At 55.1% G+C, this 19,542-nt stretch carries 16 protein-coding genes and 1 pseudogene; 14 read left to right on the forward strand and 3 right to left on the reverse strand.

Annotation, left to right across the window (positions count from 1 at the left end; translation table 11 throughout):
* Nucleotides 1-68: 68 nt before the first annotated feature.
* On the reverse strand, nucleotides 69-341 hold the full coding sequence (yccX, locus tag V8L73_RS17720; RefSeq protein WP_036024375.1) for an acylphosphatase: 273 nt from the start codon (nucleotides 339-341) through the stop codon (nucleotides 69-71).
* Nucleotides 342-458: 117 nt separating this feature from the next.
* Here yccX and V8L73_RS17725 point away from each other — a divergent pair, with 117 nt between their 5' ends.
* The 4 genes and pseudogenes from V8L73_RS17725 (at nucleotide 459) to V8L73_RS17740 (ending at nucleotide 3,727) form a co-directional block, all read left to right on the forward strand.
* Nucleotides 459-1,037, forward strand: a complete 579-nt coding sequence (locus V8L73_RS17725; RefSeq protein WP_261832843.1) for a hypothetical protein — start codon at nucleotides 459-461, stop codon at nucleotides 1,035-1,037.
* Between the two features lie 70 nt (nucleotides 1,038-1,107).
* Complete coding sequence (locus tag V8L73_RS17730; protein WP_347253622.1) at nucleotides 1,108-2,067, forward strand: MBL fold metallo-hydrolase; 960 nt, start codon at nucleotides 1,108-1,110, stop codon at nucleotides 2,065-2,067.
* 930 nt (nucleotides 2,068-2,997) lie between these two features.
* Nucleotides 2,998-3,482, forward strand: a pseudogene (locus V8L73_RS17735) (hypothetical protein).
* Nucleotides 3,479-3,727, forward strand: coding sequence for a helix-turn-helix transcriptional regulator (locus V8L73_RS17740; RefSeq protein ID WP_347253623.1), 249 nt, complete (start codon nucleotides 3,479-3,481; stop codon nucleotides 3,725-3,727). Before V8L73_RS17735 ends, V8L73_RS17740 begins: the two are co-directional and overlap by 4 nt.
* 581 nt (nucleotides 3,728-4,308) lie before the next feature.
* Here V8L73_RS17740 and V8L73_RS17745 read toward each other — a convergent pair.
* Entirely contained in the window at nucleotides 4,309-4,860 is a 552-nt protein-coding gene (locus tag V8L73_RS17745; protein ID WP_261832845.1) for an HD domain-containing protein, read from the reverse strand.
* Nucleotides 4,861-4,877: 17 nt separating this feature from the next.
* Complete coding sequence (locus V8L73_RS17750) at nucleotides 4,878-6,623, reverse strand: sigma-54 interaction domain-containing protein (protein WP_347253624.1); 1,746 nt, start codon at nucleotides 6,621-6,623, stop codon at nucleotides 4,878-4,880.
* Between the two features lie 356 nt (nucleotides 6,624-6,979).
* On the opposite strand from V8L73_RS17750, the gene dpaL reads away from it, so the two are divergent.
* From dpaL to hyfE, 10 genes are all read left to right on the forward strand, one after another.
* Complete coding sequence (dpaL, locus tag V8L73_RS17755; RefSeq protein ID WP_261832847.1) at nucleotides 6,980-8,197, forward strand: diaminopropionate ammonia-lyase; 1,218 nt, start codon at nucleotides 6,980-6,982, stop codon at nucleotides 8,195-8,197.
* Nucleotides 8,198-8,231: 34 nt separating this feature from the next.
* The gene (locus tag V8L73_RS17760) at nucleotides 8,232-9,416 is read left to right on the forward strand and encodes a YgeY family selenium metabolism-linked hydrolase (RefSeq protein ID WP_027275610.1); all 1,185 of its coding nucleotides are present in this window, start codon (nucleotides 8,232-8,234) and stop codon (nucleotides 9,414-9,416) included.
* 77 nt (nucleotides 9,417-9,493) lie between these two features.
* Entirely contained in the window at nucleotides 9,494-11,083 is a 1,590-nt protein-coding gene (locus V8L73_RS17765; protein ID WP_347253625.1) for a D-aminoacylase, read from the forward strand.
* An 87-nt stretch (nucleotides 11,084-11,170) separates the two neighbouring features.
* Nucleotides 11,171-12,466, forward strand: coding sequence for an MFS transporter (locus V8L73_RS17770; protein ID WP_347253626.1), 1,296 nt, complete (start codon nucleotides 11,171-11,173; stop codon nucleotides 12,464-12,466).
* An 879-nt stretch (nucleotides 12,467-13,345) separates the two neighbouring features.
* Nucleotides 13,346-13,519 (forward strand): Flp family type IVb pilin, encoded by a 174-nt coding sequence (locus tag V8L73_RS17775; RefSeq protein WP_261832850.1) that lies wholly within the window; start codon nucleotides 13,346-13,348, stop codon nucleotides 13,517-13,519.
* Nucleotides 13,520-13,789: 270 nt separating this feature from the next.
* A complete protein-coding gene (locus tag V8L73_RS17780; protein WP_347253627.1) occupies nucleotides 13,790-14,425 on the forward strand; it encodes a 4Fe-4S dicluster domain-containing protein in 636 nt (211 codons plus the stop codon).
* Nucleotides 14,425-16,443 (forward strand): hydrogenase 4 subunit B, encoded by a 2,019-nt coding sequence (hyfB, locus tag V8L73_RS17785; RefSeq protein ID WP_027275605.1) that lies wholly within the window; start codon nucleotides 14,425-14,427, stop codon nucleotides 16,441-16,443. Before V8L73_RS17780 ends, hyfB begins: the two co-directional genes overlap by 1 nt.
* 10 nt (nucleotides 16,444-16,453) lie before the next feature.
* Nucleotides 16,454-17,422 (forward strand): respiratory chain complex I subunit 1 family protein, encoded by a 969-nt coding sequence (locus V8L73_RS17790; protein ID WP_036024372.1) that lies wholly within the window; start codon nucleotides 16,454-16,456, stop codon nucleotides 17,420-17,422.
* 17 nt (nucleotides 17,423-17,439) lie between these two features.
* Nucleotides 17,440-18,879 (forward strand): hydrogenase 4 subunit D, encoded by a 1,440-nt coding sequence (locus V8L73_RS17795; protein ID WP_347254832.1) that lies wholly within the window; start codon nucleotides 17,440-17,442, stop codon nucleotides 18,877-18,879.
* Nucleotides 18,880-18,890: 11 nt separating this feature from the next.
* Nucleotides 18,891-19,541 (forward strand): hydrogenase 4 membrane subunit, encoded by a 651-nt coding sequence (gene hyfE / locus V8L73_RS17800; protein WP_027275602.1) that lies wholly within the window; start codon nucleotides 18,891-18,893, stop codon nucleotides 19,539-19,541.
* Nucleotide 19,542: the final 1 nt, after the last annotated feature.

Raw genomic sequence — 19,542 nt, forward strand, 5'->3', positions numbered from 1 at the left:
TCGTTTATGTAAAGCAGTGCGCCGTATTGGCGCCTAGTCTACCCGATCGGAGGAATTAATGACTAGGCTCAATATCTAATGCTGAAGCTCGCGCAGTCTCGATAAGGGCGCGGCTCTGTCAATACGCGCTCGACCTTGGCCGAACGGGGCCCCACCTTCAGCCACGCCAACAGCTTTTCTACCTGTGCCTGCTCGCCACAGGCCATTACTTCCACCCGCCCATCGTCCATATTGTAGGCATAACCATTCACTCCGAGTGCCTGTGCCTGCCGCTGGGTGAAATAGCGAAAGCCAACGCCCTGCACGACGCCGGACACGTAGGCAACATAGCAGACATTCATACCTTTCCCTCCGTTTAGAATTTCCCCTATAAAGAAGACTAACGTCAATTTGACAATATCGCTATGATGGCGACAGGATCGCCAAATACTCATCTATTTGCCCAAAAGGAGCCCGGCATGTTTAAAAATCTTTTCGGTAAGAAAAAACAAGAACAACATTACGTTACCGTCACCCTAAACGCTCGACTTCAGCCGACGCATCGCGGCGATTTAGAAGATGCGCTTGGGAAAGTTTTAGAACAGTGCGGCATCGGCCACGTTAGCGGCGGCGGCTCGCTTTTAACCGACGAGGGCGAAATCAGCGAATGCGACATCGAGATTGACGCCACCGACGTCAGCGAACGGGCGATAGGCCACATTCTCGGCTTTTTGGAAAAAGCGCTGGCCCCCAAAGGCTCTCGCCTTCGGGTCGACGATCGCACCATTCCCTTCGGGCATCAGGAAGGCCTGGCGCTCTATCTCAACGGCACCGATCTGTCGAATGAAGTTTATCAAAACAGCGACGTTAACGTAGTCTGGAGTGAAGTAGAAAAAGCGCTTGGCGAAGAGGGCTCTATTCACAGCTATTACCAAGGCAACAAAGAGACAGCGCTTTATCTGTACGGCAACAGCTTCGACGTCATGCGGGCGCTAATTCAACCGTTTCTCGACAACTATCCGCTGTGCCAACGCTGCCGGGTTGAGCAAATAGCCTGACGCGCGATGCGTTGGAAAAATCGCACTATAGTTAAATCGTCATGTCGCAAACAACAAGGAACAGCAACCGATGAAGAAATATGCCTCTCGCGCCCTGCTGGCGCTGCTGATGGCTGGCTGCGCGATGGCCGCTCAGGCTTCAGCGCCGGCAAAGCAGGAAACTCAGGTCCCCGGCTACTACCGCATGCCGCTCGGCCAGTTCGAAGTCACCGCATTGTACGACGGTTACGTTAAGCTTGGTACGAACCTGCTTAAGGATATCAATGCTAAAGACGCGAAAACGCTGCTGGACAAAATGTACGTCAACAGCGACAACGGGGTGCAGACCGCCGTTAACGCATTCCTTATCAATACCGGCGAGCACCTGGTGCTGGTGGACTCCGGCGCGGCGAAGTGCTTCGGCCCAACGCTGGGGGCGATTAAATCAAACTTGACGGCATCGGGCTATAAGCCGGAGCAGGTAGACACCGTGCTGCTAACCCACCTTCATGCCGATCACGTCTGCGGCATTACGGATAACGGCGCAATGGCGTTCCCTAACGCCACCGTCTACGTCGCCAAGGCTGATGCCGACTATTGGCTAAGCCCGGAGCAGGCGGCAAAAGCGCCAGAAGCCGCCAAGCCGATGTTCGCCACCATTCAAGCAGCCGTTGCGCCCTATCAGGCTGCGGGGAAATTTAAGGTTTATCAGCCAGGAGACAGCCTGCAAAAAGGCATCTCCGTCATGCCAACCCCGGGGCATACGCCAGGCCACAGCTCGTACCTGTTTACCTCTGGCGAGCAGGGCCTGCTGGTTTGGGGCGACATCGTTCACAGTCATTCGGTGCAGTTTACCCGCCCGGAAGTCTCTATGGAGTTCGACGTCGACAATAAAAAAGCGGTAGAAACCCGCAGGAAGCTGTTCGCCAACATAGCAAAAACCGATCTCTGGATAGCGGGCGCACACCTGCCGTTCCCCGGCATCGGCCACGTTGGCGCGGACGCTCAGGGATATCGCTGGGTGCCGGTGGAGTATAGTCCGTTTAAGTAAGGGTTAATGTAATTTATTAAAGGGGGAATCGGCTTCCCCCTTAAGTGCGTTTCAATCCGTGAATTACTTCAACAAATCAATCAGCCGCAGCAGAGCCAGCAACAGCTCCAGCACGGCGATGAGCACGACCAGCTTATGCGTCAGTGTGTCCATCCGCTCTCCTTCTATGAAGGAGCGTAACCCCAGCATCTTACCCTTACGCCGCCTGTCAACGCTGGTGTACAGTTGCTAAGTCGTATAGTCACGCTCCAGACCGGAGCACTGCCCGCGGCACCACCCGTCCGACAGCCAGGACTTGAAATCGGTTTGATCCAGAGCGTGAAAAACTCAGCGATTCGCATTATAAAGAGTCGAGTCAGACGTTTACAATAAGGGATAAAGAGGGTTAAACTTACGGTGCTAGGTCGTATAGTCACGCATCGCCGCTCAGGACGCCACTCGCAGCCTGGGGGCGAAAAACAGAAGTCCCCGTCTCACCAACGGGGATTTTTGTTTTCTGCGATATGCCTCCAGAAAACGACGGTATAACCTCCGGCATCAAAAAGTTCCCCAGCCGAAACGACCTCAAATCTTACTTCACAACCTGGTCAAATCAGTTACATAAACGCCAACTGTTTTTTGCGAAACATCTTCCAGATTAATGCGTTACCGCGCTTGTTATAGTAGAATCCCTTGGCGTTGTTAACTCGGTATTGTTACCTTTGCGAATGAGGACTCAAAACCTTGTCTAACGCAGCCAAACCAACCCTGTCAGTGTTGGCCTTTTCGTCTCCGCCGTTCATCGAAACGGAGGGGCACTACCCGATTAATGTCGGGAGGGCGACGAATACAATACCCTTCGGGGAAATAAGTCCGCGGTTCGTTAGACCGTTTTGAGCCTCCCGGCACCCTATTGACGGTGCTTTTCTCAAAGAAACTAACGAGGTTAACATGTCTGACTCTTCTCCATTTTTAAGCCCGTCGCCCGACGCGCTGCTCACTTTTCCCCTTAATGCCACAACGGACTTCACCGTACTGGCCGCTTATAGCGAACGCATCGCCGAAGCCCTGATGGAAAGCGACAATCCGCCCCAGCGGCTGGCGCTGTATAAACGCCTAACGACATGCCTTACGCTGCTGCGAGCCACGCTGCACGATCCTATCCCACCTCATCTGATTGAAAGCCTGACCGCCAACACGCTCCCCGTACGCTCCCCGTACGCTCGCCTCGCTTTGAACCGGGCTCCGAATTGCTCTGCGACTACTCGCTGACGCTAACACAGTTGCTTATCGGACAAACTTTGCGGCCTAATATCGAAAAAACGTTAACTGGCTTACTGTACGAACTGGCCAGCTACCTCGCGGCTGAACTGAAATCCCCACGTTGGCTACGCACCGCCGACGGTGTAAAGCTTATTGACGAGGTGACGGCATGACACAGTCAGACTGGCATCCCGCCGACATTATCGCCGCGTTGAAAAAACGCGGCACCTCACTGGCGGAGGTCTCCCGTAACGCCGGGCTGGCGTCCTCCACGCTGGCAAACGCATTAAACCGCCGCTGGCCCAAAGGAGAAAGGCTTATCGCCGACGCGTTGGGCGCCACGCCAGAACGGATTTGGCCCTCGAGGTATCGCAGGAGGCAAAGTTTAATAACGGTAGAAAACGTCTTTCAGGATTGAAGAAAGGGCGTTAGAGGATGAAAGAAGCATTAGCATAATGATTTGAGCCAAATCGTTTATTAAAGGGGGAATTGGCTTCCCCCTTAGGTGCGTTTCAATCCGTGAATTACTTCAGCAGATCAATCAGCCGCAGCAGAGCCAACAGCAGCTCCAGCAAGGCGATGAGCACGACCAGCTTATGCGTCAATGTGTCCATCCGCTCTCCTTCTATGAAGGAGCGTAACCCCAGCATCTTACCCTTACGCCGCCTGTCAACGCTGGTTGTACAAATGCTAGCTTGTACAATCACGCTCCAGATCGGGGCACTACCTGCGGAACCACCCGTCCAGCAGCCAGGGCTTGAAATCGGTTTGATCCAGAGCGAGAAAAAGCCAGCGATTCGCATTATAAAGAGCCGAATCATACAATTGCAATGAGAGGTAAAGGGGGTTAAAATCGCAATGCTAGCTTGTACAGTCACGCATCGCCGCTCAGGGCGCTACTCGCAGCCTGAGGGTGAAAAAATAAGAATCCCCGTCTTACCAACGGGGATTTTTGTTTTCTGCGATATGCCTCGAAAAATGACGGCAAGGCCTTCAGCATCAAAAAGGCCTCCGGCTTCGCTTCCATACTCGAACCACCTCTATGCCCCGCGCTATCGTCTCATTCGCCTGCTGAAACAGCATCGTATTCCCCTGAGTCAACACCGCAACCTGACGGCGTTTTTCTCCTAAGTAGCCTTCGGCAAAGGCAGGGTCAAAGTCGGCCACCGTACGGCAGTTGTCGATAATGTCCGCCAGCTTGATGGTTTTCGCCTGCGGACAGGCGAGCGCGGTGTGCCGGAGATCGATAAGAAAGCGCGCCTCTCTGTCGCCGTCTCTCTCGACGCTGACCTTGGTCACCATCGCCACGTATTGAGCGACCGATTCGCCAAACAAGCGAAAAATATCGTCTATGCAAACGTCTGTATCTTCCACCGTATCGTGCAGCCAGGCGGCAGCCAGCATTTCCGGCGTATGAGGTACCGAGCGCACCAGCTCCGCTACCGCCGCAGGGTGTACGATATAGGGCGCCAGCGTATACTTCCGCCGCTGGTTGGCTTCGGCATGAATGCGAGTGGCAAACTCCCTGGCGCGTTTTTCAAGATCGCTCATCGTCTCTCCCTCCACATTCAGGCCAAATCATAACGCTTAATTTTGCGATAAAGCGTCGCAATACCGATGCCCAAATGTTCCGCCGCCCGCCTTTTCCCTTCTACGCTGTGGCCAAACTGCGTTAAGGCCTGTGCGATAACATCCTTTTCTGCTGACGCGGTAAAGCCCTTTTGTAGCGAGTCAGGCCTGTCCGTTAGCGGCCTTTCCATGACATGAAGCAAATGAGGCGGCAGATGGCTGGCATTAATACCCGACGCATCCCCCTGCATCACATAAATATACTCGATAACATTGCGCAGCTCGCGAATATTACCCGGCCAGTGGTAAGCGTACAGCAGGTTGACGACGTCAGCGGGCAACTTCTGCCGCGGCCTTTGATAGCTTTCGGAAAACTCATCGGCAAAGTACTGCGCCAGCATGGCGATGTCCTCTTTACGTTCACGCAGCGAAGGCAGCGCCAGCGGAACTACGTTCAGGCGATAGTAGAGATCTTGCCGAAACTGACCGTTCTCGACCATGTCGTAAAGGTTTTTGTTAGTAGCGGCGATAATACGCACGTCGATATTGATTACGTTGTTGGAACCTACCCGCGTAATAGCCTTTTCTTGCAGCACCCGCAGCAGCTTGGCCTGAAGGTGCAGCGGCATATCGCCGATTTCATCTAAAAACAGGCTTCCGCCGTGGGCCAGCTCAAACTTCCCTACCCGTCCTTTGGGGTCCGCGCCGCTAAATGCGCCGCGCACGTAGCCGAACAGTTCGCTTTCCAACAGCTGTTCGGGAATGGCTGCGCAGTTGATGGTGACAAACGGCTGAGCCTTGCGCGGGCTGTTTTGGTGAATGGCAAACGCTACCACCTCTTTACCCGCGCCGCTCTCGCCAGTGATAAGCACGCTGGCGTAGCTGTCCGCCACTTTGCCGATAGTATTTCGAAGCTGTTCCATTGGCCGGGAGTGACCTACCAGCCGGGCGCGCCCGTCGGACTCATAGGCGGGAAGCGTCACCTTGCTCATATAGTCACGCGCATCGTGGAAAATCACCATCGTCAGGCTGTCTTTATCGAACGACGACAGGGAAATCTGCTTGCACAGTACATGGTGGCGTTGCCCCTCCAGCGTCAGCCACGCCTCTTCATCGCCGTACAGCACATCGCCGGTCATTTCGATATCAAGCGTACGCCCTACCACTTCCCGGTTAAACAAACGCTCAGCCGACAGGTTAGCGTGCCAGATGCGGTTCTTGCCGTCGATCGCCACTACGCCGCGATCCATAGCGTCAATCAGCCGTCGAAACGCTCCCAACGTCTCCTGCGCCCGTAAACGTTCGAGACACTCGAACACCTTGCTGGAAATCATCTCGGCAATCTGTTCGATAAAGGTTATGAACTTGTCTATCTGGTTAAGCAGCGCCTGACGCTGTTCCATCGAAGAGCAAATAATGCCGATAACGCCAATGACGCGATCGTTAAGAAAAATAGGCGCGTTCAGATCCAGCACTTCGGAGCAATAGAGGTGCTTCTCACAGCTGCGGCAGAGCACGTTTTCACCGGGGTTTTCTATCAATACGGTTTTCTGCACCTGCAAAACGTGGCGGTAGATATAGCCGTTTTTAGCCACGTTCTGGTTGAGCATGTGGCGGTATTTCCCCGTACCTGCAATGCGCATTAGCGACTCATCAATGATTTCAACGTCGGTGCCAGTGATGCCGGAGATAGCATCCGCATAGTTACAGATATCGTCCTGAATGTTATTCAATACTGAAATCACGGCGGTTCCTCCAATGGCATCGCTTGTTTATCAAAAAGTGATAATCATTAAATAAAAAGTCAGTGATTTTATAATTCAATAAATTTATTTAATTGTATTTAAATAATTATTTTTATTTATCCATGCAGATCACACAAATTATCAAAAATGATAATTTATCATCTCAATGATAATCAATTTTCCTTACCCTCCTTATACTTTCTAAAAAAATCACACAAAATACATTAAAAATCAGATAATAACGATTTTTAAGCTTTTTTATAACCAACATGGCACGCCGCTTGCTCCTCTATGGTTATCGACAAATATGCAACTAACACGTTGCATTTGGTTAAAAACAATAACGAGGCTTCTTCATGCAGGACATATTGCAGTGCTTTATCAACCGTACTTCGTTCACTGAACGCCCTACGGCGCCGCTCGCGTCGTTTAGCCATCAGGAGCTGGTAAAAGCGTTGAACTTTCACCGTTCTATGCCGGGCTATGCGCCAACGCCGCTTTATCACTTACCTATGCTTTCTCAAATGCTGGGCATAAAAAGCCTGTGTCTTAAAGATGAATCACAACGCTTTGGATTGAAAGCGTTTAAAGTGCTCGGCGGCGCTTACGCCATGGCCCGGCACATTGCAGACCTGATGGGAAAAGATATCAGCGAGCTGCCCTTTGAGGTCATGACCAGCGACGCTGTGAGAAAAGAGATTAAGGAAGTCACTTTCGCCACAACGACCGACGGCAATCACGGCCGCGGCGTGGCGTGGATGGCTCGCCAGCTAAAGCAAAAGGCCGTCGTCTATATGCCAAAGGGGTCTTCACAGGAAAGGCTGACAGCCATTCGTAATGAAGGCGCGCGGGCGGAAATCGTCGACATGAACTATGACGACGCAGTGCGTATGACTGCGGAACAGGCAAAAGAACACGGCTGGGTCGTCGTTCAGGACACGGCTTGGCCGGGCTACGAGAAGATCCCTCTGTGGATTATGCAAGGCTACGGTTCGCTGATGCTGGAAGCGATGAACCAGCTTCATCAGGTGCCGCCGACGCACGTTTTCGTTCAGGCCGGCGTTGGCTCGTTTGCCGGTATGGTGCAAGGCATGCTGACCGCCGCCTACGGCGAAAGCCGGCCGAAGGTCATCGTGGCGGAAGCGCTGATCGCCGACTGCCTGTATCGTTCCGCTCTTTCGAAGAAAGGCTCGGCCATTCCGGTCGGTGGAGACCTGCAAACCGTTATGGCAGGGCTGGCCTGTGGCGAAGCCAACACCATCGGCTGGGAGCTGCTGCGCGACTACGCAAACGCGTTCGCATCCTGCCCGGACTTCGTCGCCACGCTCGGCATGCGCACGCTGGGCAATCCGCTGCCAGGCGACCCGCACATCGTTTCCGGCGAGTCCGGTGCGGTGACGACCGGCCTGCTCAGCATCCTGATGCGTTCGCCGGAAATGGCACAGCTTCGCGAACAGCTGGGCTTGAATAAAGATTCCCGCGTTCTGGTCATCAGCACGGAAGGCGACACCGACCCGCAGCGCTATCGCGACATCGTGTGGGACGGTGAAATTCCCAGCTTTAAAAAATATTAATTGCCCGTAATTGCGGCTATCACGGAGAAAAAACATGTTATCAGCAAGTCGTTTTGATGAAGTGGTTAAAAACTGCCAGACCCTGATCCACGAAAAGAGCTACTCCGGTCAGGAAGGCGATGTAGTCAAAGCCATCGAAAAAATGATGAAAAGCTATGAATTTGACGACATTCACGTCGATAAATACGGCAACATCGTCGGCGGCATCGTCGGAAACCGTCCGGGCAAGACGCTGGTGTTCGACGGCCATATCGACACCGTACCGGTAGACGAAGAGAAGTGGAGCCGCAACCCTTACGGTGGCGACATTGAGGACGGCAAAATTTACGGCCGCGGTACCACCGACATGAAGGGCGCCGTCGCCGCCATGATTTCCGCCGTCGGTTTCTACGGTCAGGACCACCAGCGCGACTTTGCCGGCAAGATTTACGTCGCCTGCATCGTACACGAAGAGTGCTTTGAGGGCGTTGCCGCTCGCCTGGTGTCCGAACGCTATAAGCCGGACTACGTCATTATCGGCGAAGCTTCCGAGCTGAATCTGAAAATCGGCCAGCGCGGCCGGGCGGAAATCGTAGTGGAAACCTACGGCAAGCCGGCCCACTCCGCTAACCCCCAGGCGGGCATTAACGCGGTGTACAAGATGTCGCAGCTTATCGACAAAATTCGCACCGTCACACCGCCGACGCACCCGGTGCTGGGGCTGGGGATCCTGGAACTGACCGACATTAAATCTTCGCCGTACCCAGGCGCTTCCGTAGTGCCCGACTACTGCCGCGCGACCTATGACCGCCGCCTGCTGGTGGGCGAAACCAAAGAGAGCGTCATCGCTCCGCTGCAAAAGGCGCTCAAAGAGCTGGAAGCTCAGGACCCGCAGTTTAAGGGCAAGGTATCCTACGCTTTTGGTCAGGAGTCCTGTTACACCGGCTCTACCATCGAAGGCGAGCGCTTCTTCCCCGGTTGGGTATTTGAAGAATCCGACGAGTTCGTACAGGCCGCGTTGGCAGGCGTGCGCTCCGTAGGCATTGAGCCAACTATCACGCAGTACTCCTTCTGTACTAACGGCAGCCACTATGCGGGCGAAGCGGGCATCAAAACCATCGGCTTCGGTCCTTCGCGGGAAAATCTGGCCCACACCATCGATGAGTTTATCGAGATTTCCCAGCTGACCGGTTCGGCAAACGGCTACTACGGCATCATCCAGAGCCTGTACGGAAAATAAGAATTATTGTTGAAAAATAGAACATTTACCTAAATAGCAGCGCGTCGGAACTCGGCGCGCCGCGCCGGAGAATAACGATGAAAACCATATTTAAAAACGGAAAAGTTATCGACGGAACCGGCAACGACGCGTTTATCGCCGACGTCGTCGTTAACGAAGGGCGCATCGTCGCCATTGGTCAGGCAACCCCGGGCGTTAACGACCAGGTGATCGATGCTACCGGCAAAATCGTCTGTCCCGGATTTATTGATACCCACACTCACTCAGACCTTTCGGCCATCGTTAACCCCGCGCTGTCGGCCAAAATCCGTCAGGGTATTACCACCGAACTGCTGGGGCAGGACGGCGTCGCCCTCGCGCCGCTGCCGGAGCAGTACATCGCCGCCTGGCGTAAAAACATCGCTGGTTTAGATGGCGATACCGATAAGATCGACTGGAAGTTTAAAAATACCGAAGGCTATCTCAAACTGCTGGAAGAGCACCATCCGGCCACTAACCTCGCCTATCTAGTGCCCCACGGCAACGTTCGTATGGAAGCCATGGGCCTGGACGGCAAGCCCTCCACTCGTGAAGACGTAGCGAAAATGTGCGAAATTCTTGAGCGAGAGCTGAAGGCCGGCGCGTTTGGCCTGTCCACCGGGCTCATCTATATGCCGTGCGCGTTTGGCGATACCGCTGAGATGATCGAGCTGTGCAAGGTCACGGCCAAACACAACGGCATCTTCGTCGTCCACCAGCGCAGCGAAGCGGACGACATCATTACGTCAACTCAAGAACTTATCGACATCGCCAAGGCTTCCGGCGTTTGGCTGCACATCTCTCACATGAAGGTGTGCGGCAAGAAAAACTGGGGGCTTATCGACCAGATGCTAGGCATGTTGGAGCAGGCGCAAAAAGAGGGCATTCGCATCTCTTTCGACCAATATCCCTACGTGGCGGGCAGCACCATGCTCGGCGTTATTCTGCCGCCTTGGGTTCATTCCGGCGGCACCGACAAGCTGCTTAAGCGCCTGGAGTCGCCCGAGCTGCGCGCCAAAATGATTGAAGACATCAAAAACGGCATCCCCGGCTGGGACAACTTTATCGACTTCGCCGGTCTGGACCAAATATTCGTCACCAGCGCTAAAACGGCTAAAAACCAGGACGCCGTGGGCCTCAACCTGGTTCAGCTCGGCGAGCTGCGCGGTAAAGATCCCTACAACGCCACCTTTGACCTGCTGTACGAAGAAGAGAACGCCGTCGGCATGGTCGACTTCTACGGCACCGAAGAACACGTCATCAAGTTCCTTTGCCGTCCGGAACAAAACGTCTGCACCGACGGCCTGATGGGCGCGGGTAAGCCCCACCCCCGCGTTTTCGGCGCTTTCCCTCGCGTACTGGGCAAGTACGTACGAGAAGAGAAGTGCCTGAGCTGGGAAGCGGCCATTCGCAAGATGACCGGCAAGCCGGCGGAAGTCATGGGCCTAAGCGATCGCGGATTACTGAAGGTAGGCTACGCCGCCGACGTCGTGATGCTGGACCCGAACACGGTGGCCGATAAGGGCACCTTTATCGAGCCAAACCAGTATCCGGAAGGCATTGAAGTAGTCATGGTTAACGGGCGTTTGGCGTTAATCCACGGCATAGAAAGCTATGCCTGCAGCGGTAGTGTCATTAGAAAGCAATAAGAACCATAACAAACAATAACAAAGGTCCAGTCCTCGCGGGTACGACGTGCCCGCGACGGGCGCCTCTACCCTAAGGACATCACGATTATGAGTTTACAATCCAACGCCTCGGGCGCGGTCAATGCGGCCAAGCCCAAAACCTGGAAGGCCAGATACACCGTCCTTTCTCTGATTTGGCTCGCCTGGCTGCTCTCCTTTCTCGACCGCATGGTCATGAGCGTCTCTCTCCCCTTCATCGGCAAAGACCTGAATCTGGACACCGCCGAGCAGGGCCTTATCATCAGCGCCTTCTTTATCGGCTACGCGGCCTTCCAGATCCCCGGCGGTTTTCTGGCAGATAAGTTCGGTGCGCGTAAAATTATGGCTATCGGCATCGCGTGGTGGTCAGTATTCACCAGTCTGACCGGCGCCGTGCTGACCTTACCGCTAATGCTAGTAGTTCGCTTCCTGTTCGGCATCGGCGAGGGCTGTTTCCCATCTGCATCGTGGAAAATGATCTCGACCTACTTCCCGTCCAAAGAGCGCGGTCGCGCAACGGCCATTCAGTCTACCGTCAACACCTTAGGCCCAGCCCTGGCGGTAGTGGTTGCCGCAGGCATTATCGGCGCCTTTGGCTGGCACATGGTGTTTATCGTGCTCGGCCTGCCCGGCCTGTTCATTGCGGCGGCGATTTACTTCTTCACTCGCGATAATCCGAAAGATCATCCCAGCATTACGCAGGCCGATCTGGACGAACTGGCGGCCGACGGTACGACCGTAAGTACTTCCGAGCCGCCGATGCCGTTCAGTCAGGTGCTGAAAATGCCGGTTCTATGGCAGATGGCAGCAATCTGGTTCCTGTTTGATATCACCTTTTGGGGCTTCTCCACCTGGCTTCCAAGCTACCTTATCACCGTACGCGAGTTCTCTCTGGCCAAGACCGGCGTCATGGCGGCTATTCCGTTCCTGTTCGGCGCGGCGGGCACGCTTATCGGCGGCTACTGTTCCGATAAGTTCAAGCCTCAACGCAAGATGCTGTACGTAGTGACGGCCGTTATCGCAGCCTCTTTCCTGTACATGACCTTTACCGTTGTCAGCGCCGATATGGCGGTGGTTTATCAGTGTATCTCCGCTCTGTTTATGTTCTTCGCTATGGCGACCTTCTGGGGCATCCTGATGGACACCATTCCGAATAAAATCATGGGCCGCGCGTCCGGTATCGTCAACTTTGGCGGCCAAATGGCGGGCGTAGTCTCTGCTCCTATCATGGGCTGGCTTATCAAGAGCAGCGGCGGCAGCTATAACAGCGCCTTTATCTTTATGATTATCGCGCTTATCGCTTCCGCGGTTGTAACGCTAACCGTAAGCAACGCCCGCGCCAATGGCGCGGCTCAAAAGGCATAAGAGTTAAATTGGTGGATTCAACGGCCCCGGCTTTGGCTGGGGCCGTTGTTTAATAAATATATTAAAGGGGGAAGCGGTACCTCCCCCTTAGGTGCGTTTCAACCCGAGAGCTATCTCAACAGGTCAATCAATCGCAATAGGGCTAACAGCAGCTCTATAACGACGATGATGACAGACAGAATGTCCATTTCACCCGCTTCTCCGTGCTTGCGGAGTACGACGCCGACGCCTTACCCTTACGCCGCCTGTCAGCATCGGTGTTCAACCGTCAGATAGAAAAGCCGCACTCCCGATCGGGGCACTGCCTGCGGCACCACCCGTCCGGCAGCCAGGACTTGTAAACCGAAATAATCCAGAGCACGGCAAATCTGACGCCTCAAATTATAAAACGCCTTTCCTTCCATCCAATGGCGAATATCGTTTATTGCGAGACATCTCCATATAAAATATATAAATAACAGAATCCTAGCTTATTATTGCAATAAAAAACGGAGAACGTTACACTTGCGAAGTCAGATAGAAATGCCGTACTCCATTTTTAAACAGTGGCCTGTTCACTGAGAGTATAAAAGTAGAAAACCTCGCTACCAACGAGGTTTTTTGCTTTTTACACTTCGCCCCAAGAAAACGCGTTTTTCCATTCCGGCTAACGGAATACCGCTCTCCTTTCACGCTATTTAAGACCTATTGAAATCACGTAAGAACTAATGAGGTTTAATATATTATTTCCCTCCTCATCAACGCTGGCTTTTGACAAAAAGAAAGAAAAAACGAGAGCGTCTAAAAGATCCTGCTTTCACAAAGCCTAAACTACTGTGCCATTCATCCAAAACGATAAATCATACCCCTATGTCAGCTAATTCAACGCGTTTCGGTAAAATGATAAAAGACCAACACGGCGTCACCGCGCTGGAGTATTCGCTTATCGGCGCCGCTGTCGCCATGCTTTTGGCCATTGTGTTAGGCGATGGGACTGGCAGCGGAATGCTGTATGAACTCAAAACAACCTTCGAGAAAATCATCGAGGCAATCAGGGCTGCGGTACACCACTAGCGGCCTGACGCCACGTGTCCGAATCTACAGCCATCGAAGCCTCCGCACCATAGCGCCTTACCGTCAGCCACCGCGAATGGCGTCGTCATTTCTGTCGACGCCGACACTCTACTCACTTTTCCATATCGTCACTTATAAAAACCAATCATATAAATCAAACAATTATATTAAAAATCAGTCTGGCATGATTCCTGCTACACCACCATTAACCGTTTAGAGGTACAGCCTTAAACACCGTCGGACGATTGTCTGGACATCGGAGGGATGGTAATGAACCGCTTTGTTATTGCGGATCCAAAACAGTGCATCGGGTGCAACACCTGTATGGCCGCCTGCAGCGAAGTGCATAAGGCCGAAGGCCTGCAGTCTCACCCGCGATTAACCGTGATGCGAGACGCCGGCGCCACCGCGCCCATCTTGTGCCGCCACTGCGAAGATGCGCCCTGTGCGCAGGTTTGTCCGGTGCAGGCCATTACGCACGCCGAAGACGCTATCGAGCTGAACGAAAGCCTGTGCATCGGCTGCAAGCTTTGCGCCATCGCCTGCCCGTTTGGCGCCATCACGCCGCACGGAAGCAGCCCCGTTTACGCACCGGTAAGCTATGAACGCTTTTCTCAAGCCGATGCTCACGCGCGCGAGGCGAGAACTGCCCCGCTCAACGGGAAGCTAAACCCGATGCTGGCCTGGAGGCCAGGCATGCGCGTTGTAGCAGTTAAGTGCGATCTGTGCGGCTTCCTGCCGACCGGCCCCGAATGCGTGCGCGTTTGCCCAACAAAATCGCTGTTTATCATTGACGATGGTGCGCTGGAGCGCGCCAGTGCAGTCAGGCGGGCCGAGGCGATGAACGTTTTCCAGACCGGCGGTTTCACCAACGATGCGCCAGTGGGCCGCGAGGAGAAAAGATAATGACTGGACCGCTTTCATGGCTCTTTTTGTCCCTCGCCGCTTACGTCGTCGGCGCAGTGTTGCCGCTGCTGATTGGCCGCTGTGAACGCCTGACGTTTCGACTGTCGGGCCTCCTTTGCGCGATAGGCGGCGTACTCGGACTCATGTCGGCTATTTCTGCACTCTGTAGCGGAGATGTTTATCTGCTTGCGCTCGACGGACCATTCTCCTTTGCGCGATTCTCCGTACGTCTGGACGGGCTAGCCGCCTTCATGGTGCTGGCGATTTCGCTGCTGGTGGTAGTGACCTCCATTTATTCCCTGTCCTACGTTGAGGAATACGTCGGTAAGGGGGCGAGGTTTATGGGCTTTTTCATGAACCTGTTCGTCGCCTCTATGGTGGCGCTGGTGGTGATGGACAACGCCTTCTACTTTCTGGTGTTCTTCGAGATGATGTCGCTCGCCTCTTACTTCCTGGTGATCACTGAACAGGACGATGAGGCCATCAGCGCCGGCCTGCTTTACTTTCTGATTGCGCACGCTGGCTCGGTGCTCATCATGATCGCCTTTTTCATTCTCTATGCCGAAAGCGGCAGCATGGACTTCGCCGCTTTCCGTCAGTCATCCATTTCCGCGCCGCTGGCGTCCGCCGTGTTCCTGCTGGCGTTCTTCGGCTTCGGCGCCAAAGCGGGGATGATCCCGCTGCACGGCTGGCTGCCCCGCGCTCACCCGGCGGCGCCGTCCCACGCGTCGGCGCTGATGTCCGGCGTGATGGTGAAAATCGGCATCTTCGGCATTATCAAAGTCGGCGTCGACATTCTTGGCGCTTCAGAGGCCTGGTGGGGCGTCGTCGTGCTGGCGTTCGGTTCGGTGTCCGCGGTGCTGGGCGTCACCTACGCGCTGGCTGAACACGATATCAAAAAGCTTCTGGCCTACCACACGGTAGAAAACGTCGGCATTATTTTAATGGGCGTCGGCGTCGGCATGATCGGCATCGCTACCCATCACCCGGTGTTGGCGGTTATCGGCCTGCTCGGCGGTCTCTATCACCTGCTCAACCACGCGGTGTTCAAAGGGCTGCTGTTCCTCGGCGCGGGCGCAGTGATGTACCGTCTACACACCAAAGACATGGAGCGCATGGGCGGGCTTGCCAAACTGATGCCCTACACCGCTCTGGCGTTTTTAATCGGCACCATGTCCATTTCCGCCCTACCGCCGCTTAACGGCTTCGTCAGCGAGTGGTTTACCTATCAGGCGCTGTTTACGCTAAGTCACGACGGCTCGCTGATTATGCGCATCGCCGGCCCCGTTGCTATCGTCATGCTGGCCATTACCGGCGCGCTGGCCGCGCTATGCTTCGTTAAGGTCTACGGCATCAGCTTTGCCGGAGCGCCGCGAAGCCCAAAAGCCGCTCAGGCGAAAGAAGTTCCCTGGCCAATGGTGATAGCTATGGGCCTGCTGGCGCTGGCCTGTCTGGTGCTGGGCATCGGCGCGCCGTTTATTTCCCCCATCATCGCTAACGTTGCTGCCGCGCTCGGCGGGCAGCAGTCAATGGACGTTGCGGCCGGAACGCTGGTCTATCCGGGCGAAGGGGCGCAAACCGTGCTCTCTACGCCGCTGGTGGCGATTTTGTTGATTGGCCTGCTGTTCTTGCCGCTGTTTATTTACGCGCTGTTTGAAGGCAAGCGCCTGCGCCACCGCCACGGCGGCGAGCCTTGGGCGTGCGGCTACGGCTATGAAGAGCAGATGTCGGTTTCCGCCGGCGGCTTTACGCAGCCTCTTCGCACTATGTTTGCGCCGCTCTATCGGCTACGCAAAATCCTTGACCCTGCGCCCGCCATGGCGAAAGGGATGGCGCTGACCGTTCAAGGCGCCGCCAAGGCTGAACCCTGGTGGGAAGAGAAGGTTATTCTGCCCATCGCACGCGGCGTAGTCAGACTAGGAGAGCGCATTCAGTGGCTTCAACACGGCGACTTCCGCCTTTACTGCCTGTACGTGGTGGTAGCCCTCACCGCGTTAATGCTGGCAATAGCGCTATAAGGAGACGAACATGACTACTCTTCACTCCTCCGTTGACGTTCTCTCTTCGCTGTCGCTGCTGCCGCTGGCTTTCATTCAGGCTCTGGCGCTGTTGGCGCTGGCGCCGCTGCTGTCCGGCATCTCCCGCGTCATTAAGGCCAGAATGCAGTCGCGCCGGGGGCCAGGCGTGCTTCAGGAGTATCGAGACCTTGCAAAACTGCTTAAGCGTCAGAACGTTGCGCCCGAGTCGTCCGGCTTCATTTCCCGCCTGATGCCCTTCGTGCTCATCAGCTCAATGCTGGTAGTCGCCATGGCGCTGCCGCTGATTACGCTAGCTTCGCCGTTCGGCGCTGGCGGCGATCTGATTACGGTTATCTACCTGTTTGCCCTTTACCGCTTCTTCTTTGCGCTGGCAGGGCTGGACTCAGGCAGCATTTTCGCCGGCATCGGCGCCAGTCGCGAAGTGACGTTAGGCGTACTGGTTGAGCCGATTTTGGTACTTTCGCTGTTGGTACTGGCGCTTATCGTCGGCTCAACCAACCTCGGCAGTATCAGCACTTCCTTAGCAACCGACCCGCTGCAGTCGCCAAGCGCTACGCTGTTGGCCATCGGCGCCTGCGCCTTCGCCGTCTTTATCGAGATGGGAAAAATCCCGTTCGACGTGGCGGAAGCGGAACAGGAGCTTCAGGAAGGCCCATTGACCGAATACTCCGGCCCTGCGCTGGCGATGGTCAAGCTGGGACTGGCGCTTAAGCAGGTGGTGATTGCATCAATGTTCGTCAGCGTGCTGTTGCCCTTTGGCGGCAGCGAGACGCTCGGCGCAGGCTCGCTGATTGCGGCTACGGCGCTGTTTCTCGTCAAGCTGCTGGTGGTCTTTGTTATAGCGTCGCTGTTTGAAAACAGCCTGGCGCGAGGGCGCTTCCTGCTGACTTCTCGCGGCACCTGGGTCGGTTTCGGCGTAAGCGCGCTGGCATTCGTGTTTTATCTCACCGGTCTGTAAGGAGCTGAACACCGATGATGGAAAATATCGCTCTAGCAACCGTTCTGGTTCCCTTTGTCGGGGCCGTTATTGTGGGGCTCGCGCCCGCAATGCGGGCTCGGACGCTCTGCGGCGTATTCTCAGCCGCCGCTACGCTTCTCTCGCTCGCGCTGGCGCTCAGTTGGCTGAACGGAGGCAGAATCGACGCCGCCTATCCGCTCGTTAGCATAGGCCAAGCCGAACTGTTTGGGCTGGTGGTGGACCGCATCAGCACGCTTATCACCTTCGCCGTCGTATTCCTTGGTTTTTTAGTAAGCGTTTACTCCGCAGCCTACTTAACCAAGGGTAACAAAGAGCATCCCCACGAAGGGCTCCCTCGCTACTACGCGCTGCTGCTGGTATTCATCGGAGCAATGGCCGGGCTGGTGCTTTCTTCTACGCTGGTCGGCCAGCTGCTGTTTTTTGAAATCACCGGCGGCTGCTCCTGGGCGTTGATCGGTTATTACCAAAAGCCAAAGCCGCTGCGCTCCGCCCTGAAGGCGTTGCTTATCACTCACGTCGCCGCCGTCGGGCTTTATCTGGCCGCAGCCTATCTGTTCGCCGAAACGGGCACCTTCTCACTGTCGGCGCTGGCTAACCTCAACGGTGACGCCAAGACGCTGGTGCTGTTTGGCATCATGTTCGCCGCCTGGGGCAAGTCCGCCCAGCTGCCGCTGCACGTCTGGCTGCCGGACGCCATGGAAGCTCCTACTCCTGTGAGCGCTTACTTACACGCGGCATCAATGGTGAAGGTCGGCGTCTATATCTTCGCTCGCGGCCTGATGTCAGCCGGAAACATTCCGGAAATTATCGGCATCGTCGGCATAGTGATGGCGATACTCACGCTCCTCTACGGCTTTATCATGTATCTGCCGCAGACTGACTTAAAGCGGCTGCTGGCCTACTCCACCATTACGCAGCTCTCTTACATTTTTATAGCGCTGTCGCTGTCCGCCTTTGGCTCTCAAATGGCCTTTGACGGCGGTATCGCCTACATCTTCAACCACGCGTTCGCCAAGAGCCTGTTCTTCCTGGTCGCCGGTGCGCTCAGCTACAGCTGCGGTACCCGCATGCTGCCCAGGCTTCGCGGCATTATGCGCCGCATGCCGCTTTTGGGCGTAGGTTTTTGCGTGGCGGCAATGGCGATTACCGGCATTCCGCCGTTTAACGGATTCTTCAGCAAGTTCCCGCTGTTTGCCGCCAGCTTTGAGCTTTCTAACGCTCACGTGTGGATTATGCCGATCATGATTTTGGCGCTGGTGGAATCCGTGGCCAGCTTCGGCTGGTTCCTCTACTGGTTCGGCAAAACCGTGCCGGGAGAACCTTCAGAGGAGGTGGCTAACGCCTCCCCGGTTCCCCCTGCCATGCAGGGAGTGCTTCTCGTGTTGATTGTGATGTCCCTGTGCTCGAGCTTCATCGCAGCCTGGTGGCTAGGATAACGGAGTTGATGATGACCGGAACGCTTATAGTAAACAACCTGGCAGGACTGCTGATCGTCAGCTCACTGCTCGTTATCGGCGCCAAACGTCCGAAAAACGCTGCGCTATTTTATGCGCTGCAGTCGCTTGTCCTGGTGCTGACCTTTATCGCGCTGGCCTGCACCATGAAGGCCGAAGAGCTGTACTGGTGGTCGGGCACCGCGTTTATCACCAAAGTACTGCTGGTGCCGTGGATTATGTATAAGGCGCTGGGCAAGCTGCAGGACCCACAGGCAGATACGCCGGTTATCGGGCTTGGCCTGCTCATCCTTATTGCCGCCGTGATTATCGTGCTGAGCTATCTGGTGGTCGACGCCGTTCGCCTGCCGATGGTAGAAGCGCTCAAGCCTGCGCTCAGCGTATCTTTAAGCCACTTCTTCCTTGGGCTTTTGTGCATCGTCAGCCAACGCAACATCCTCAAGCAGATTTTCGGCTATTGCCTGATGGAAAACGGCGCGCACCTGACGTTGGCGCTAATGGCCTATAAGGCGCCGGAACTGGTGGAAGTCGGCATTGCGACCGACGCCATTTTCGCCGTTATCATCATGTCCTTCATGGCGCGCAGGATTTACCACACGCTGAAAACCCTGGACGTTCGGCAACTGACGGCATTGAAGGGGTAAC

Origin of the sequence: Leminorella grimontii, from assembly GCF_039789245.1 — a bacterium.
Classification (GTDB): Bacteria; Pseudomonadota; Gammaproteobacteria; order Enterobacterales; family Enterobacteriaceae; genus Leminorella; species Leminorella grimontii.

What these genes read in the sequence shown, in the direction of transcription:
- V8L73_RS17740 (WP_347253623.1), top strand. Translation starts at nt 3,479, where the DNA reads ATGACACAGTCAGACTGGCATCCCGCCGACATTATCGCCGCGTTGAAA.
- V8L73_RS17745 (WP_261832845.1), bottom strand. Translation starts at nt 4,860, where the DNA reads ATGAGCGATCTTGAAAAACGCGCCAGGGAGTTTGCCACTCGCATTCAT.
- hyfB (WP_027275605.1), top strand. Translation starts at nt 14,425, where the DNA reads ATGACTGGACCGCTTTCATGGCTCTTTTTGTCCCTCGCCGCTTACGTC.
- V8L73_RS17795 (WP_347254832.1), top strand. Translation starts at nt 17,440, where the DNA reads ATGGAAAATATCGCTCTAGCAACCGTTCTGGTTCCCTTTGTCGGGGCC.
- V8L73_RS17765 (WP_347253625.1), top strand. Translation starts at nt 9,494, where the DNA reads ATGAAAACCATATTTAAAAACGGAAAAGTTATCGACGGAACCGGCAAC.
- V8L73_RS17725 (WP_261832843.1), top strand. Translation starts at nt 459, where the DNA reads ATGTTTAAAAATCTTTTCGGTAAGAAAAAACAAGAACAACATTACGTT.
- V8L73_RS17780 (WP_347253627.1), top strand. Translation starts at nt 13,790, where the DNA reads ATGAACCGCTTTGTTATTGCGGATCCAAAACAGTGCATCGGGTGCAAC.
- V8L73_RS17730 (WP_347253622.1), top strand. Translation starts at nt 1,108, where the DNA reads ATGAAGAAATATGCCTCTCGCGCCCTGCTGGCGCTGCTGATGGCTGGC.
- V8L73_RS17790 (WP_036024372.1), top strand. Translation starts at nt 16,454, where the DNA reads ATGACTACTCTTCACTCCTCCGTTGACGTTCTCTCTTCGCTGTCGCTG.
- hyfE (WP_027275602.1), top strand. Translation starts at nt 18,891, where the DNA reads ATGACCGGAACGCTTATAGTAAACAACCTGGCAGGACTGCTGATCGTC.
- V8L73_RS17775 (WP_261832850.1), top strand. Translation starts at nt 13,346, where the DNA reads ATGATAAAAGACCAACACGGCGTCACCGCGCTGGAGTATTCGCTTATC.
- V8L73_RS17760 (WP_027275610.1), top strand. Translation starts at nt 8,232, where the DNA reads ATGTTATCAGCAAGTCGTTTTGATGAAGTGGTTAAAAACTGCCAGACC.
- V8L73_RS17770 (WP_347253626.1), top strand. Translation starts at nt 11,171, where the DNA reads ATGAGTTTACAATCCAACGCCTCGGGCGCGGTCAATGCGGCCAAGCCC.
- dpaL (WP_261832847.1), top strand. Translation starts at nt 6,980, where the DNA reads ATGCAGGACATATTGCAGTGCTTTATCAACCGTACTTCGTTCACTGAA.
- yccX (WP_036024375.1), bottom strand. Translation starts at nt 341, where the DNA reads ATGAATGTCTGCTATGTTGCCTACGTGTCCGGCGTCGTGCAGGGCGTT.